12 protein-coding genes and 1 pseudogene are annotated in these 16966 nt (G+C 53.1%); all 13 read right to left on the bottom strand.

Translation table 11 applies throughout. From position 1 onward, the window contains the following. Window positions 1-13: 13 nt before the first annotated feature. Window positions 14-463: a type VI secretion system baseplate subunit TssE gene (gene tssE / locus EB241_RS13315; protein WP_124233638.1), complete on the bottom strand. Its 450-nt coding sequence runs from the start codon at window positions 461-463 to the stop codon at window positions 14-16. Further along, entirely contained in the window at window positions 456-992 is a 537-nt protein-coding gene (gene tssJ / locus EB241_RS13310) for a type VI secretion system lipoprotein TssJ (protein WP_124233637.1), read from the bottom strand. Before tssJ ends, tssE begins: the two co-directional genes overlap by 8 nt. Beyond that, complete coding sequence (gene tssG / locus EB241_RS13305; protein WP_124233636.1) at window positions 973-2073, bottom strand: type VI secretion system baseplate subunit TssG; 1101 nt, start codon at window positions 2071-2073, stop codon at window positions 973-975. Before tssG ends, tssJ begins: the two co-directional genes overlap by 20 nt. After that, a complete protein-coding gene (gene tssF, locus EB241_RS13300) occupies window positions 2028-3791 on the bottom strand; it encodes a type VI secretion system baseplate subunit TssF (protein WP_124233635.1) in 1764 nt (587 codons plus the stop codon). Before tssF ends, tssG begins: the two co-directional genes overlap by 46 nt. Window positions 3792-3811: 20 nt before the next feature. Further along, the gene (gene tssA, locus EB241_RS13295; protein WP_124233634.1) at window positions 3812-5407 is read right to left on the bottom strand and encodes a type VI secretion system protein TssA; all 1596 of its coding nucleotides are present in this window, start codon (window positions 5405-5407) and stop codon (window positions 3812-3814) included. Beyond that, window positions 5407-8625 (bottom strand): ImcF-related family protein, encoded by a 3219-nt coding sequence (locus tag EB241_RS13290; protein WP_407644278.1) that lies wholly within the window; start codon window positions 8623-8625, stop codon window positions 5407-5409. The genes tssA and EB241_RS13290 overlap by 1 nt, the downstream gene beginning before the upstream one ends. Before the next feature lie 181 nt (window positions 8626-8806). Continuing rightward, window positions 8807-9715, bottom strand: coding sequence for a hypothetical protein (locus EB241_RS13285; RefSeq protein WP_233592607.1), 909 nt, complete (start codon window positions 9713-9715; stop codon window positions 8807-8809). A 255-nt stretch (window positions 9716-9970) separates the two neighbouring features. Next, complete coding sequence (locus EB241_RS13280) at window positions 9971-10237, bottom strand: PAAR domain-containing protein (protein WP_124233741.1); 267 nt, start codon at window positions 10235-10237, stop codon at window positions 9971-9973. 160 nt (window positions 10238-10397) lie between these two features. Then, the gene (locus tag EB241_RS13275) at window positions 10398-11165 is read right to left on the bottom strand and encodes a hypothetical protein (RefSeq protein WP_124233631.1); all 768 of its coding nucleotides are present in this window, start codon (window positions 11163-11165) and stop codon (window positions 10398-10400) included. Next, a complete protein-coding gene (locus tag EB241_RS13270; protein WP_124233630.1) occupies window positions 11158-13095 on the bottom strand; it encodes a lipase family protein in 1938 nt (645 codons plus the stop codon). The genes EB241_RS13275 and EB241_RS13270 overlap by 8 nt, the downstream gene beginning before the upstream one ends. After that, window positions 13096-15624, bottom strand: coding sequence for a type VI secretion system Vgr family protein (locus EB241_RS13265; protein WP_124233629.1), 2529 nt, complete (start codon window positions 15622-15624; stop codon window positions 13096-13098). Window positions 15625-16018: 394 nt separating this feature from the next. After that, on the bottom strand, window positions 16019-16660 hold the full coding sequence (locus EB241_RS13255) for a hypothetical protein (RefSeq protein ID WP_124233627.1): 642 nt from the start codon (window positions 16658-16660) through the stop codon (window positions 16019-16021). A 2-nt stretch (window positions 16661-16662) separates the two neighbouring features. After that, window positions 16663-16966: pseudogene (locus EB241_RS13250) on the bottom strand (type VI secretion system ATPase TssH); the annotation flags it as partial.

Raw genomic sequence — 16966 nt, 5'->3', positions numbered from 1 at the left:
TACCAGTCGTCACTCAGAATCGGGGGCGGGTGTCGAGGTACTGCTGCTTCAGGTGACGCAGGAGCACCCTGCCTTCGGGCATAAACTCCGTTCCATAGCGCACCAGACCCAGGCCTTTTAGCTCGGCGTCAATGGCATAGCGCAGCTCGCCGGGCTGGGTTTGTTTCAGCAGCACCACCTCAATTTTTTTCAGCCGGGGTTCATATTTCAGCAACACGGCAGAGAGTGTGGACATCAACTGATGGGCGGTGCCAGGCATCCCCTGCAGGATTGTGGTCATATCCGGCAGGCCATAGTCCGGCAGGTGCGCCAGCGTCCCGGCCCGACAGTTTAGGATGCGCTGCATATTGTCCAGCACGGACAGGATGACCTGGTTTTCTTCGCTGACCTGCTGGAGATCCAGCCCGCCGGTAAAGTTACCAAACAGCGTGTCATACAGCGAAGGACGTGGGGTATCACTCATCTTTCAGGCCCTTCAGCGTCAGCCGGTTGTTCCCGGCTTCAATCACCCGGGCCTTATCGGGGTTAAGGTCATCGCGGGAGAGAACGATCCGCCAGGTGTTATTCGCATGGTCAGGCGACATAAACATTCCGGCCACCGCCACATACTGTGCGCCCTCCTCCATCGGCATATCCACCGTCACCGCCCCGCCAGGCTGCAGGCGGATATCTTTCTCCGCCACCAGGTCAGTTTTGATGGCATGGCTGTCGGCCTTAAACAGGGACGGGTAGTCCGTGCTGTCGAAGCTTTTCTTGTCTTTTAACTGATAAATACGCACCACGGTGGACAGCGCCACACCGCCATCGTTGTTGTTAACCGCCTCGCGGGCGCGAATGTCGAGATGCAGGGTTTTCACCTGTTTATAAAAAATCGATTTGGTCACGGCAACGGTGCCGTCCGTGACTTTCTGGGTCAGGCCACAGCCCGCCAGTAACAATGCGATGCCTGATGCCAGCCCCAGCATTGTGTTTTTACCAGTGATAATCGCCATCTTCGTCGGCCTCCCTGCGGTGAATATTCTCCCGGACACGCGCATAGCGGCCCAGATTGATGGTTATTGTTTGAGATTGTGGTGTCGCTGCCGGATTAAGCGGCCGCATCACGGCGGTGCGCCCCAGCTGCGCCGCGCCTGTTTTGGGTTTACTGCTCATCGTCGCGTCAGGAAGCAGGCTGCGGTCGACACACAATTGCAGCCGGACATCAAGCCGTGACCCGAGATACACATGCAGCAGGGCCATTAAATCCGCGTGCAGGTCTCCCCCCGGTAGCCAGCCCTGCACTTCTGCCGGGTCAGTGGTGGTCAGGCTCATCAGCACCTGGCTGTTCACATCCGTGGCATAGTTGCCCATGACCGGCCGTTTTTTTAACGTGACCGGCTGGCTGACGCTCATGGTCAGGGACGTCTTCAGAGGCACGCGGCGTTTATCGTGGTGCCAGATTTTCGCCTGCGTGTTGGGTGCCAGCAGACGCACCAGCGACGCCATGCCTTCTGCAGTCCGTCCTGGCAACAGCATGACCGGCAGCAGCGCCAGAAAGCGTGAAGCCGGAGCCGCGATACTGTCCGTGCAGCCGTTAATACCGAGCCCGGCCAGCCCCAGCAGATACTGCGAGGTTTTGTCTTTTCCCCCTTCCTCAAAGGTCGCCGGGTAGGAGTATTTACGCCAGATACGGTAATACTGGGCAATCAGCCGGTGGTTGAAGATATCGAGAAAATCGGCTGTGGCTTCATAGCCTTCGCGGCGCTGGGTGATGTCATCGATATAGTGCGTCGGTAACGGAGACTCCACGCCGTAAAGTCCCATAAAGGTGATACGGACCGTGGGGGGAAGGTGCGGATGTTCAGGTGGCTCTGCCCCTTTGATTTCGGAGGCAGGGAACCCCATCCCCGGATGGGGGCGAAAGCGCACCGGCTCATGTCGTACCTGCCAGGTGCTGCCGGTGACCGGTTTATCCGGCTGGCTCTGCTCCAGCAGCTGGCAGAAGCGGTAAAAATTCATGTGCGGCAGCCGGTCACCCAGCTGCGCTATCAGCCGGGCAGGCGCGGACTGTGGTTCTCTTTCCACCGGATGCATTTTCCTTCTGGCTGAACGATAAGGGTAAGCTGATTAAACTGGTTCATGTCGGCATACAACGCGAAGAAACGGTTGAGCATTTCACCGAACAAATGGATGTCGCCCTCACCGGTGAAACCGTTGCTGTCGAGGGTCACTTCGATATCCAGCCCCCGAAGCAGGTAGCCCTGTTCAAAACGTTGAAGGCGATGGTGCTCCACATGCTGAATCGCCTCCAGACGCCGGGTGTTCAGTTCATCTTCCTGCCAGTTATAGAGCGCCAGCGTCCCGCGCAGCACTTCAGCCGTGCTCATCATATTCAGGAACCCGGAGCCCAGGTGACTCAGTACCCGCCAGTGAAAGCGGTCTTCCGCAGGCGGATAGACCGGCAGCGTCGGCCTGCAGAGGTTTACTACCGACAGTGACGTCTGCACCACCTGTTCGCAGCGGTCAAGCAGCGTGCTGGTGAGCGCCCGGCGCGGCAACTGACCGTTGGTGCCGGTGATTTGCAGCGACACCGCCTCACGCTCAAATAACCGGTCATCTTGCCACTGGTGCCCCCCCAGAATCAGCCAGGTGTCATACAGCCCGGTCACGCTGCGCTTCACGCGGGTATGGTAGTACCGGGGTGGCGCATGGCGGCGCATCATCCCTCCCTTGTGCCGGAAGCTGCTGAACGGGACATACTCCGCGTCATTCGTCCGGTTTGAGCCAGTGACCGAATCCACGGAGTAAATCTCAGTGTGCCCATCCTGTAGCCGTTTAGGGCGTAGCAGGTATTCACTGTCCAGACCTGAAATGGTGAGCGGGTCAGCCTCCAGGGTGAACAGATTAATCACCGGCACACAGTGAAGGCGAACGGCGTCTCCGGTAACCGGCAGGTCAGACGGCCATGGCGTACTGAACACCACTTCAATATCGAAGTACTCTGCCCCGGCGGGCGGCGTAATGCCATCCAGGCCGTTAAGGTGGACAAACATAAACTTGTCGCGGAAGGTGAAATACTCCAGTAGCAGCTGGTAACCACTGAAGGCGGTATCGCCCTTCGGCCACAGCCCGTCTTCCTCCGCAAACCCGCCCGGTGAGAAATATCCGTCAAGCCGGATGCGGTCAGTTTGACCAGGCAGACGCATATAGAGTGCGGCCTGCCGTTTGGTCAGCATCAGATGCAGCTGGCTGCTGACGGGCGCGTCAGCCCCCAGATAAAGACTCAGGTGGCTGAGATCAGCATGGGACCAGTCCGCCTGGGTGCTGCAGGCAAAGCGCATCCGCAGCAGCGAGCGCCCATCAGGCTCAGTGGTCATGGTTACCCCTGAGATGTTCAGCGGATTGAGCCTCACATCCTGCGTAGTACGATAGCGGCACACGGTGTTCTTCGGTCCCATCGGATGGGAATACACCTCAAGGCCCGCGGGTACCACTTCCGCCATTTTCATGGCATGAAGGGCCGGAGTAAGAGCCACCACCGAGAGCGACGGAATGGTGCGCAGGTAATGAGGCCAGAGCATACTGACCAGCCCTTCGGTCAGCTCCGGCAGGTCATCATCAATTTTCTCCCGCAGCCGCCCCATCGAGAAGGCAAAGCCTTCGAACAGGCGTTCGACATAGGGGTCAGGTGTGCCGGCCTTATCCAGGTCGAGCATCGCTGCACGATCGGGATGGGTTTGTGCAAATTCTTTTGCCGCTTCACGCAGGTAGCGTATTTCCGCGTCGTAATAACGCAGGGTCAAATCTTCCATTTATTTCTGCTCCTGTTGATTTAACCGCAAAGCACGGCGGCACGGGCAGGATCGACGGCGATCAGCCCGGCAAGTAACTGGTCCATTACCGGCGCAAGGCGGGCCTTATCAGCCTCACTGCGACCGGCTTTCAGGCGCAGGAGTTTCAGATGGCGGGCCTGTACCTCGAACAACAGCTCAGGCTCCCAGTCACTGAGGGTCACCTCACGGGTACGCTCGCCCAGTTCGGCAAACAGGTACACCGCCAGGTCATTTTTACCGTACTGCTCCGCAATCCGTCCCATCAGCAGACGCAACAGCCACTTCTGACGATCGGTGGTCATGCCCGGCCGGGTCTGGAGCCAGCCCAGCGCGGCATCCGGGCCTTCGCTGTCCGCCAGCGCCACGGCTTCCGGCTCCAGCGCCAGAATGTCATCGTTACCGGCGGTGACCGGCGCGGATGGGGTGCCGTTGCCCCAGCTGCCGACCGTATCCAGCACACCCTGCTGGATCCAGTTCAGCGTCACTTCGTCCGCAAACGGAGTACCGTCACTGAATGCCAGCGTCTCCAGCCCGGACAGTCGCGACAGCAGCCCTTTCAGATCAGCGGCAATAATGTCGGCCAGCGTCTCCTGGCCGGATTTCGTCAGCGCCTGGTGGATGTACCACTGCAAATCCAGCCACAGATGATTGGCACCGCGGGAAAAGGTGCTATCGGCCGTTTCCAGCATTTCAGCCCAGTTCTGTTGCAGGTAGAGACGCTTGAGTAACGCACGCTGATCCGCCCTTGGCGGCTCGATGCGTGTGCGCCCCAGCGCATCCGGGGCCGGGATAGCCCGCAGGGTGTCGTGACGCAGGCTCTTCATCAGATGGTGGGCTGACAGCCAGCCGTCCGGCTGTTCACGCAGATACTCGGTGAGCGTACGGGCCTGGGCCAGCAAATCCTGACCGGAGGTGATCCGACCGATGGCCGGGGCATCGATGTGGCCAGTCATGGAAGGGGTTTCGCTGGTACTGGCGTTCTGCGGTACCACCGCATCCACACCGCCCGCTCTCTGCAGACGGCTTTCCAGGGCACCATACAGCGCGTTCAGCTCAGGGCGCGTTTCATCGGGCTCATTTTCGGTAAGCCCGGCGATCAGCAGCAGCGCTCCGGTGGTTCGCATCGCATCGATCCTGACCACTTCCGGGTACAGGGAAAGGGAGTCAGTCATGCGCGACCCGGCCAGCCATTCCAGTGCCGCCTTACGGCTGCGGTCACGCTGCGGATGCAACTGTGGTCCAAAGCGCTCCAGCAGACCAGCCAGTAGCTCGAGTCCTTCGGCCAGCCCCTGCTCACCTTCGCGGTGCAGCTTCGCCCAGCAGTAGTACGTCGCCACACGGATATCTTTGGCGGTGGTGGTCAGCAGCTTCTCAGCAAGCCGGCAGATGAGTTCTGTATCCGCACCGGAAATTTTGTTGACTTCCTCGCGCATCTGCTGGAAGTCATCGTCATAGGCCGGGTCTTCGCCAGCGGGCGATTGCCCGGACAGCGGCTGCAGCCAGTTATCCCACTGCGCCACGCGCGCACGGGTGGCGGCAAGCAGTGGCGTCTGCTCAATCTGGCAGGCGCTCAGCAAGGTATTAAGGGTGCTCATCAGTAGACCTCCTCTGCATCACTGGCCACACTGGCGGCCTGGTCTGACGCTGCCACGTCGGTGGTGCTGAAGATGGTATCCGGCAGGCGAAAGTTACGCAGCTTCAGTAGCGCCAGCGGCCCTTCGCCCGCTTCGGTACGCAGGGTGTAATTGAGCATGCGACCGTCCTGTGCTTTCCAGCTCAGGCCGAAGCTGCTTCCCACGCCCGGATACGCTTTTACGCTGGCTTTATCAAGCAGGCGTATCCAGCCCCAGGCACCCGGAATGTCCGCATACTGACGGGTTCCGGCCTGCGTGCTAATCCAGCTTAAGTTAGCCCCGGGGGCTTCCGTATCCGCAGGCCACGAGAAGCGCTTCCATGCGGGTAACTGGTTCATATAAGTCAGCTTCTGGCTGTCGATAATCATGTCAGTCTGCATCACGCCATCAGCGGTACCCGGACGCAGCTCGAAGTTCATGCCCGCATTACCTTCGGTGAAGGCCACATCCGAGATATGGCTCAGGGTGTTAATGGCACTCAGAAATGCCGGGTTAAACACCAGCCCCTGCGAGTTGATGCTGTCCGGCACCCAGTGGTTGCCTTCCTTGTGCAGTACCCCTTTCAGGCGGGTCTGCAGGTACTGGGCGATACGCCCGGAGTCCGCGTTAAGGTATTTAGCCAGCAGCGGCAGGGATACATCACTGCTGGCATTGTTAAACGGATAGCGTCCGCCGAAAGCACTGTTCCACTCAGCCACCACCGCCTGCTGCCACTGGGCATTGAGGCTGTCAGCCGCCGGGGTCAGCACCTGTTGCCAGGCCTGCTCCATCGGGTTAACAAACACCGTACGGCCAAAACCGCTCCACTCCTGACCCAGACCGGCTGCAACCAGGCTGCCGTAGTCACGGGTTTCGGTCAGGTCCAGGGCCTTGCCCTGGAATACGGTCCGGGCAATGGTCTGGGCCATCGCCAGCGGGTCAGCGGCGTTGGTCACCTGCTGCAGGCGCAGACGGACCTGCGTCACCCGGGTCAGATACGACTGCAGGCTCAGCGACTGCGCACCGGTGTTGCTTTTATCCATCAGCGCCAGTACCGGACCAAAGGTTACATCCAGCGGACCGTGAACGCCGGCACTCTGGTCAATGGCATCCTTGTTATCACCACCGAGCAGATTCTTTGCTGATTTCACCAGGGAATCCGAAATGGCTTCACCAGTCTGCCCGGTGCGCCCCTGCACATTCAGGGTATTCATCAGCGCCACCAGAGGCGACTGGCGCACGTCGGCCATCAGGGTTAGCTGGTCAATCGAATCCGACAACGTGGTAGCCCGATTCCAGCGCAGACTGTTGAGGAACTCCAGCCATGCCCCACCAAAGTCGGCAAAGTAACGCTCCGTCAGCCGTTTCTTCAGCGCTTCCGGGGAAGCCTCATCCTGTGACCTTACCTGTCTCTTGCTGTCGGTCAGTACCCAGTCCATTTCATCCCGCCGGGCTTTCACCACCTTTTCAATGGCGGGCTGTACAGCCTGCTCCCAGGCCTGACGGGTAAACATTCCCGGCACGATTTCGGTGGTACTGAACAGTCGAGCGGCGTCGGTATCACCTGTCATATCTTCAAGGCGCATATCGACGTACAGATGTGACACCTGTGAGAGCATCTTCTGGTAGAGGGTCGATTCACTGTTACGCACGCCCATCAGGCGAACCAGCAGGGAACGCGCCTGGCTGACCATGTTTTCATCGGCACGGAGTTTCCACTCCGGGTGCGCAATCAGCTGCGCGCCCCAGAACGCCAACAGAGAGGGAGCAATCCCCTGCCAGATGCCGTCTTTCACACCTTTACGCTTCGGCCAGTCGTTCAGTAAAGCAGAGCTGAACCATGCCGCATTCATATGCTCAGGACGCGCCAGCATCAGGTAGAGTTTCAGCTGGTCATAAGTCGTTTTCGCCATCTGCTCACGCAGCGGACTACCCGGCGGCAATGTATTAAAGGCATTGAGTTGTTTTTGCAAATGGCTGGCTGCGGCATCGCGCAACAGCGGCTGTGCACTGTCCTGATAACGGGGCCAGAGCGCGGTCAGCAGCGCATCATTCTGGCTGAGTCCGGCACGTTCATACCAGGGTACACCGTGCTCAGCACGGTACTGCAGGCGAGCCAGCACTTTCTGGAGTTCAGACAGCGCATGCAGGCGCTGCTCCGCCGGCTGATTCTGTCGGGTGGCAAGTTCGGCCTGAACATTTGCGCCAGCAATCTGGCTGCGGTTAGCGACATACGAGATACCCATCCAGCCTCCCTGGGCCACCATCGCCAGGGCGACGACAGAAGCCATGACCTTCAGCCACGGAATGCCCGGCCTGTGCGGACGCAGTGCCGCAGGCAACGCACGTATCGAATCCGGCAAAACATCCCAGCGCCTGTCCATACCCCAGTGGTGCTGCACGTTGCGCTCAGTCCCCGCAGAAGGCTGACTGAACACCACCCCCGCCAGCGGCAGCGGGCGATACGGGTTTAGCATCACCGACAACGGCGCGGTCACACTCTCTGGTTCACGAATGAGCTGGTCGGCAAGCGTCAGCAGGAAATTATGTTTCACTTCACCGCAGGTCTGTTGCAGACCCTGTGAAGTCAAATCTGGCGTCAGGGCAGAAAGTTGTTCTGCCAGTCCTTCGGTACGACAACCGGCAGGCAGCAGGCAGCCTGTCGCCTGCACGATGCGGCCTTCCGGCTGACCGGCGCGCGGATGCAGGGACCAGACGTACAGAGGAAGTTTCCAGCCAAGCGTTTCCATACGGGCGTTGATGGCGTGAGACAGGGAATCCATGGTGCTTTCAGATGGCACCGGTAATGGCTGTTCCAGCCCTGGTGCTGACAGCTGGTCGAACGCCGAGGTCACCCACACCAGGCCATCCACCGGGCGACGGCGCAGTTTGCGCAGTGCAGTCAGCCAGGCACTGTCGGCTGGCGTATTGAGGTCACCGCCCCACAGCAACAGCGTGCCCCGGTCTTCCTGCCAGAGCTGGCCCGTCAGGCCAGGGGTCAGTTGCTCCACCTCAGAGGCAGTACCGGTTATCAACAGGATGCGGGTTTTACGCCCCCAGCGGCGCCCATAGAGGTTGCGCATGGCGAGACGGATGGTATCAACGGTGACATTGCGTGGCGGAGTCCGGGCAACTCTTGATTCATCAGAAGGCAACGCATTGTTCTTCTGTTCCCGCCAGCGATGATATCTTTCCTTCATAAACCGGAACATGAACGGCATATAAAAAACAATCAGCAGGACTATCCATACGGCAACGAATGCAAGCACTTGCATCGGTCGGGTATCAAGGCCATGCGAGGGGCCGAAATGAAGGATCAAGGCCACTATAATCGCTGAGATGCAGGCTATTATGCCGGCAAGCCCTCCTTTGCTCCATGTACTACCCGGCATCATTATTTTCACTCCCTGAGGTAACAGTACTGACAAAACGATCAGCATCTGAGGTAAACAACCCTAAAACAGGTTTGTTGCTGACGGACACGATGTCGGCCAGTAATGTGGCTAGAAGCCACGCACTCCCGCCCCCTGGAATTCCGTTATATTTTTCCAGTACATCAATTTCCTGGGGCACCCACGGTGTCAGATATGATTGAGACGCGGTCATTAGATCAGCAAACCCGTCATTCCAGTGCCCGTAATCACAGAACACGTTTGACGTCTGACAGGCGATCGTTTGTGTTTCGAGGAACAACCCCATATCAGCCCTGAAATTTGTCATGTCCAGCGGCATCGGTCGCAATATGCGGGCGGAGTGTGAAAGCTGGTATTTTTCAGCAACATCATCGCTGGTAAGTACCATCGCTGCGAGTGCATCGGAATACTGTTCAGCCCCCTGATTCTGTAATATCAGGATCAAATCGATATCGAATACAGGTTTTTTAAGGCGCTCTTCTACCCAGGCAAAAGAAAGGGTTTTGCAAAATGAAACTGAGCCTGTTAACACATGGCCAGGGTAATTTCGTCCCCATGATTCGCGAAATCTGGTTTCGAAGTCCGACGAAATCATGTCGCTCACAATGGTCACGTTGAACGGCACTGTCGCAGGCAACATCGCGATTGCGTTTTGTACTCCGGCCAGACCCAGTTCGAGCAACGAGGTAGAACTCGCCGATTGAGCATCAAAATGGCTGGTCAGTGAAAGAAATTGCGGTGCATCTGCAGCATCTGATTTAGCAATGGCATCAGAGGTCACCCCGGAAGGTAGCAGTATGCTGCTTCCAAGTACGGCCAGATAGCGTTCAGCCCAGGCCTCCCACTGTTGCTGTCCATATTCAGCTTCCTTCTGCAAAAACTGATGTACATTGACTGTTCTTCCCCACAGCCACCCCCGTAAACAAAACAGGAAAAACCAACCAAGAACCGGGCTGGATGCCAGCCACCAGATATTGAATACAGCCAGTGCCTTAACCATGTCTGACGCATGCAGAATAAACAGCAAAATACCCACAACCGCGGCAACACCACCTGCCAACAGCCATCCCGTAAAAGATGGCTCACGAGGCAACTCCATTGTTGTTGCTTTCGTCCTTTCCCAGCCCATTGATTATCCTACTGTGCTGTTCTGAGCACTTGAAATTAAAGTACAACCACACTGACATTTGCAGCCATCGACGACAACAGCGCGACCATTAAATGTCCGGTGCGGTGATCCTTCCACGATAGGATTAGTTCCATGCCCTTCTACCGGGCAACTAACCATATCACCAACTAATGCGGCTTTTTTCCCGTCAACAGTAATATTGGAAGAGGCGGAGATCACTTTTCCGCCGTGAGAAGTTTTATCACCGAGCAAAACGATGCCATTGGATATAATAAACACCTATATTTATTAGCAGTTACCTTGCATTGATTTTATTAAAATCAGAAATCTCGGATGATGGCGATAACATTCATTCATCTGCACTGATACAACTAACAATAAAGAATATTAAAGTATAGAGGGATAATTGATTTAGTCCCTTACACATAAATTAATCCTTTAACTTATTTACATCAGGGTGAGTTGTTCCGTCGGACACAACCGAGCCATCCGGATAGATAATTTTATAGTTTACTCCAACTTTATGCTCTTTTGGAGCAATCATTTTAACAAGTTTAGATTCATCAAGAGTTGGTTTAAATATCACCTGAATAGCTTGGGCAGGAGAAACCATCTTTATTTGCATGAAATCCTTCTCACCAAATAAATTCAAAGTATCATTCACATTTATATCTTTATTACTATCAATTAAAGGATAGTACACAGGAGATAAAACAAGTTCAGAACCTTCAAACACCTTAAATCGACCATTTTTGGTTGCATTGTCATCAAATGCAATTGTAGCACCAACGGCAGTTCCTGGAACTAAACCCTTCCCGAGGTGAGTAGCATCAACATATTCAATACCCAAATTGAACTCACTCAGTTTCCAGTTGCACTTACCGCCGCCATCTTTTGCTATTTTTGCAATCCATACACCGGATGAGTTCTTTTCCTGAAGAGGTATTTTTATTGGATTAAGTCCCACTTTCTCATAATGCTCGCCATCTCGCATACTCATCAATTTACGCTTGCACGTCGTTGATACGTACAACACTTCAAGAGGAAAAGGCTTTGTATACGGTGAAGGATTTTTTATCTCAATATTTACCCATTCAGTATTCGGTGGTGGTGATAATGTTCTGTCAGTTGCCTGAGCACATCCATTTAGCAAAAAAACAGCCTGAAGTAAGATGAATAAATTAAATCTCTTATACATTTTCTATGTCCTCTTCTCCATAATGGCCAAATCTTTTTACAGCATCAGAGCCGGATACAGCTGAGATGGTTGAGTTAAGCGAGTTTTTTAGTAAATCTTCGAGTGAAAGAAATTTTTTATTCCTGTCAAACTCATTCTTAGGAATCTCACCTGAATAGTGATCCATTTGTAATTCAAAGGAAGCTACTTTCTCCGCATGTTCAGTGAAGGTCTTTCCATCGCTCAACTCTTTTTCATAAGCTAACCCTAGTAATTTATTATTTATATAGGGCATATATGATGTCAGGAGATGATTTCCAACATTAGCTGGAATACCTCTATTTGGATTCATACCTTCAGGGAAAAATTCTTTAAGATCTTCCTTGGTAAGCGTTGCTTTAAAATCCTTTTGATCTTGCCCGGATTGTTTAGCTTCCTGAAGAGCCAGGGAAGGTACAAGATAGAGCTTAGCTTTTTCAGGAAGCCTTGCCTGAATGGTCATGCAATTTCTCGGATAAGGAAGTTCAATACTACATTGTTGCCACTTTCTGCTTTGAGTCGTGGTTAAAAATGCCACTGTTTTTCCATGGTGCCAAAAGCAGTCACCCCACTCTACTACTTGCCAGGCGGTGAGTTCAACGACAGACCATAAAAAACCAAGCGTTGTTCCCAATGGGCCCCATAACTTATATAACTGGTTATCCAAATCGGCCTCAGGTGGAACTGCTGGTACTGGATCTTGATCGTTTACATGTCGGTAGTGGATAATACTTGATAATGCATCCACAGCATTTTTTGTGAACGTTCTTGGCATGCCATATGTGTAAAGGAGTGGGTTCCTATTTTTTAACCTTGCAGAGTGAATTAATGCCAGCGCTCCTCCTAAACTATGCCCACAAATAAACAAATCTTTACCCGGTATTTTTCTCGTTAGTTCAGTAAGTTGCTTTTCGAATTTTCGTTCTATTAAGGTATAGCCTTCCCAAAAGCCAGTATGCACCTTCCCAACTGGAACTAATGAAGTACATTCAGATTTAATACTGCAACTATCGGACTCTACTGGCCTGAAAGAAGCATCAGTTATCCCATCTGTAAGGCTGGCAGTTCCGCGCCACGCAATGACTACTTTATTATTATTGTAGACATAATAAAGCTGAGTATCCCCTTCAGGATCATCAGCTTTTGTCGAATCAATATCTATCGGAAGAAAATATCTATCAGCATAAGGTACGTCAACGACTAAAGCATTAATAGTTGATTGACCAATCTTTCTGGATGGTATCGTCGATAGGTCCTTGAATTTATTAATAAAATACTTCGTGATGGTATCTATATCATCATAGGCTAAATCTGAGGCCAACCCTAAATTAATGGCATTTGCCATAGAGTAATCATTTTGGTGATGGAGCACTAACTCCCAGGCTCTAAATGGGCAAATTTCGATCACATGGCGTTTTTCAAGCTCATTTGTTCTGACCTTAACACCCTGAAATGAACTACTCATGGGGAAATGAAATAGTGGCAACACCTCACCATCTCTTAACTGCAAATCAGGTTTTTCATGACATAACTCACCTACGACAGCGTAGTGCCATACATAACCATTTCCCTCTGCTCTTGGGCGAACAATCGAATTTTTTATAGCATCCCTACCAACGCGAAGAGAGCGCTTTTCCATTTCCTTTGTCAGTTGATTACCATCTAACGTCAACCTCAGTTCAAGTCCATGCGGCATATCAATACGAATAAGCCCATTCGCATCGCTTTGGCCAGAATGCGTAAAGTTATCAACAGGGCCGGAGTCAGGATGAGCACTTTCCACAGTCCATGGCATATTTGCCACCGGATCGCCCTGCTCATCAACCAATTGAAACTCGACCCAGTAAGGCATTTGTTCGTCACATGGAGCATGGGGATTTTTACGGCAGAGTGAGGATACAGCTGTAGTCATTTATTCGCCCTCCTGGCTTTCAGGAATGTTTCGCGGATATTCGATTTTTAATTGTGAAGGCATGGATGTATAAATTGGTGCTGTTTCACCAGTCGCACTGGAGACACCGTTATAAACCTCACCTTCAGCAGTCGTAATTTTATATGTGGTGAAAGGCCTGACTGCTCCACTGGCTGATGACGTTGTGGTAAACCCTTCGCTGTATCCTTTCGGGAAAGTCACTGGTGGTGTATCTAAACTGGCAGGTCCGGTCTGATTAACATTTGCCGCTTTCAGCAAAATATTCCCCGGGCATCCCAGTTCAATATTTCCGCCGCTAAGCTTTATATAAGCGCCTCCACAACTTAAAACCAGCTCCTGGCTGGCATTCACCTTTACACTCCCCTGACCACTGATAATGGTGATGTCCTGTAACGCCGAGACATTCATGGCATCCGCCTGCGCCTGAATATCAACCTTCCCTGCCCCGGCATACATTTTCATTCCTGCCGCCTGAGCAAACAAACTTACAGCCTCGCTGGCCGCAACAGTGAAAGACTGGCCCGTACTAATATCCGTGTTTTTCCCTGACATGAGGCCAATACTTGCCCCACCAGAAGCAAGACGAACAGCTTCAGGACTGAGAATTCCGATTCCGGCCGGTGCGCTGGCCAGCATTCCTGGCATTTTCAGATATTTCAGTGAACTATTAAGTGCCTTCTGGCTGTCGATATCGGATACCGTTGCCTCCGCCCCTTTAGCCGCAGCCTGCAGGCTTCTTGCCAGCGTGAGAGCCTGTTCGAGTTGTTCAACAGCGCTGTCCATTTCAAGCATTTTACTGCCGACATCAGGTTGCGCATCTGCGGTAAGTAACATCCCCTTCCCACCGCGAACGCTTACCCAATCATTAGTGCGCAACTCCGCCCCCTCGCCCCGGAGAACCCTGGAAGCATTGACGTTGTGCCCCAAATTAAGCTGCGTTTTGCCCCCATACTCCGTACTCAGCTTAATGTGCTCTTCGCCGCGCTTGTCCTCCATCCGCAGTTTGTTCAGGCCAGCTGTACGGATAACATTGCGCGTGCTGTTAGCCTCAGTAACATGGTCAACGTGGCGGGAGTCGTGCATCGCATGAGCAATATACGGACGATCAGGATCGCCTTCGTGGAACGCAATGGCAACTTCAGTGCCCTGTATCAGCGGGAAGTGGAAGCCGTATTTATCGCCGCCGTAAGGCTTGGCGAAGCGCACCGGCATACTTTCCATACCCTGGCGTTTATCATCACGGTCAGCATCAAATTTCACCCGGTACATGCCCGACGCATCCTGCCAGGCGTAGATGTCGTTATCCCTGGCGCTGGTCACGCGGGCCGTCAGTGTACCGCTGACTACCGGACGCTTTTTAGCAGCAGGACGCCAGCAACGGTTCTCGTAGTACGGCATCGCTACCCATGCTACTTTCAGGGCATTCTTACGGCTGGCGTAGTAGCCAGTTCGGATAATAACAACTCCGTTCTCCGTTTCACGCGGCAGTGTTGGCGGGATAGCCATTTCGGTAATAGTCAGCACCTGAGCTGGACTGAGGGTGTGGTCGGTGCTGCTGCCGGTTACCGTAGTCTGGGTGGACAAGAAGCGTTCATGCTCCAGGCGCGCCCAGAAGTTACCGGTTTCTGCCGTCGGCGTGATTTTGTCGCCACGTTCAAGGTGACGTGGGCGGTAGTGATACACATCACCATAGGTGTTCCCCTCCCCATCGCCGCGGGTCATGTCAGCCGGTACGGACATCAGAATGTTCTGTGCTTCACGGTGGTTGTAGTCACTGGCGGTAACCGAACGCTCCACCACGTTATGCCAGACGTACACATCCCACACCGAGTCGGCCGCATTGTCATTCGTCCCTGACGGGCTGCTCAGCGGCAGTTTTTTACCGAACATCCAGGCGCTCTGCTTGTCCGCAAAGTGCACCACTTCGGTCTGCGTATCCGGCTGCAGAGTGAAGAAGTAGAAAATCCCCACCTCGGCCAGCAGGCGTTCAATGAAGGCGAGGTCGTTTTCCTGATACTGGTTAATCTGCTCGCGCTTCGGATACTCTGCCTTAAAGGTGAACTCATATTCCCAGCCTTTCAGCCCATGCTCCGTGAGCACCTCTGACACCACTTCCGGGACCGATTTGTTGACGAAAAAGCGATGGGTACGGTGCTGGTTGCCCAGCAGCGCCAGAAACGGCTCCAGTACGACGCAGTACTGCGCTTCATCAGCGGAGCCACCGGTACGTTCGAAATGGGTAACCACCCCATGAACCACCTTGCGCTCCGTCAGAGAGAGCAGGTTACCCGCGCCCATGGTCAGAGTTGCCGGCTTACTCAGCATCTGGCGGGCATCAATGCTCTTGTCGGCACTCGTGAAGTTGATGTTGTACCTGTACAGTGTACTCATCGCTTCTGAACCGCTGAAACCTTCCACATCGATATCAGCCGTGCAGGACGGAATTTCCAGGCGGTAACGGTTTAGCGGGGTTTGGATTAAACTGCTCAGTGTATCTGTCAGGCTCACGATCTTTACTCCATGTAATATTTCAGCATCCTGAGTGACCAGTGATGGAAAGAAAGACAACGATATAAGGTTTAAATTATTTTATTTAGCCGCTCCACCGTATAGCCACGTTATCTCTGTACCTGTTGGTGGAACATTGTAAATATCTTCCTGATCGATTTTCTTGGGGTGACAAAACCTTATGGTTATTCATCATAAACATATGTATAAGCGAACCGATATATAAGATAGCCTGCAAAAAATTCTGCTATCGAAAACGCACCCCAGATGTATCTGGACTCGCTTGAAGATAAGAAAAAAAACCAAATAGTAAATGCAATACCAGAAACACCCAGCCCCATCCCCGCCCCACGAATTAATCGGGAAAGGATTACCAGAAGAATCACCTTGATTTTCATAAGCCTCCAAAAAAGTATTCACATACTTTATCAAACTCGGCAGGGTTTCTATCTCCTACCTCACAAGCGGTTTCAAAAGGCTTAACGATATCTTCAACAATAAAATAAAGAAGATCCAGGTCACCAAGACGTTGGAGTTTATTGTGCAAAACAGGATTTCTGTCTTCGAGGTCTCTTGATGTATAAATTGCTCTGGATGTTTCAGCACCAACAGATAACAATAAGCCAGCCAGACTTCCGGCAAAAAAGGCTGTTACACCTCTGGATACTATTGCCTCACCCAGCTTCACACCCGTTAGTTCAGTAAACGCCATTTTCCCCATAAACGAACCGGAAACATTTTTCACGATAGAAGATATTTTTTCGGCGTGAATGCGTGAAATAAAATCTTCAAGAGAAGTCTTAATGATTTGCTCAATAAGCTGATGATTAAATACACCCTTTTTAACTAATCGCGCCAGCCTGAACTTATCATCCAGATTGTCCCTGCGATGTTCAGTATCAATGAAATCATACCCCAGATAGGCAAGACTGACTGGAAATGAAATAAAACCTTTTCCTATTGCACCCCAAAAACCAGAGCCATCGATATTAATGGCCTCCAGCATATCTCTGGCAATCTCTTTTGCACTGTCCATTATCACTCCCCCTCTATTACAGAGCCAGAGCGCACATCAAACGCCAGTACAATCCCTTCTTCATCATTCCAGCCAAGCGTCAGGGAGTGTGGTTTTTGTTTCGCGGCCATATGGGTCAGCAACTGCTGACTCAGTACCGGCAGGATTTGCTGGTTGAGCAGACTGTCGACGTTGCGTGCGCCGGTATCCGGCAACAGGCAGGCGGCGGTCAGTGCGTCATACAGGCTGCCATCAATATGCGTGGTCAGGCCGTAGTGACGGCTCAGGCGTTTGCTGACCTGAGCCAGTTTCATTTCCACGATGGTA

Source organism: Erwinia psidii, assembly GCF_003846135.1.
GTDB lineage: Bacteria > Pseudomonadota > Gammaproteobacteria > Enterobacterales > Enterobacteriaceae > Erwinia > Erwinia psidii.
Note: the sequence above shows the minus strand (reverse complement) of the source record. Positions and strands in the feature narration are given on the sequence as shown.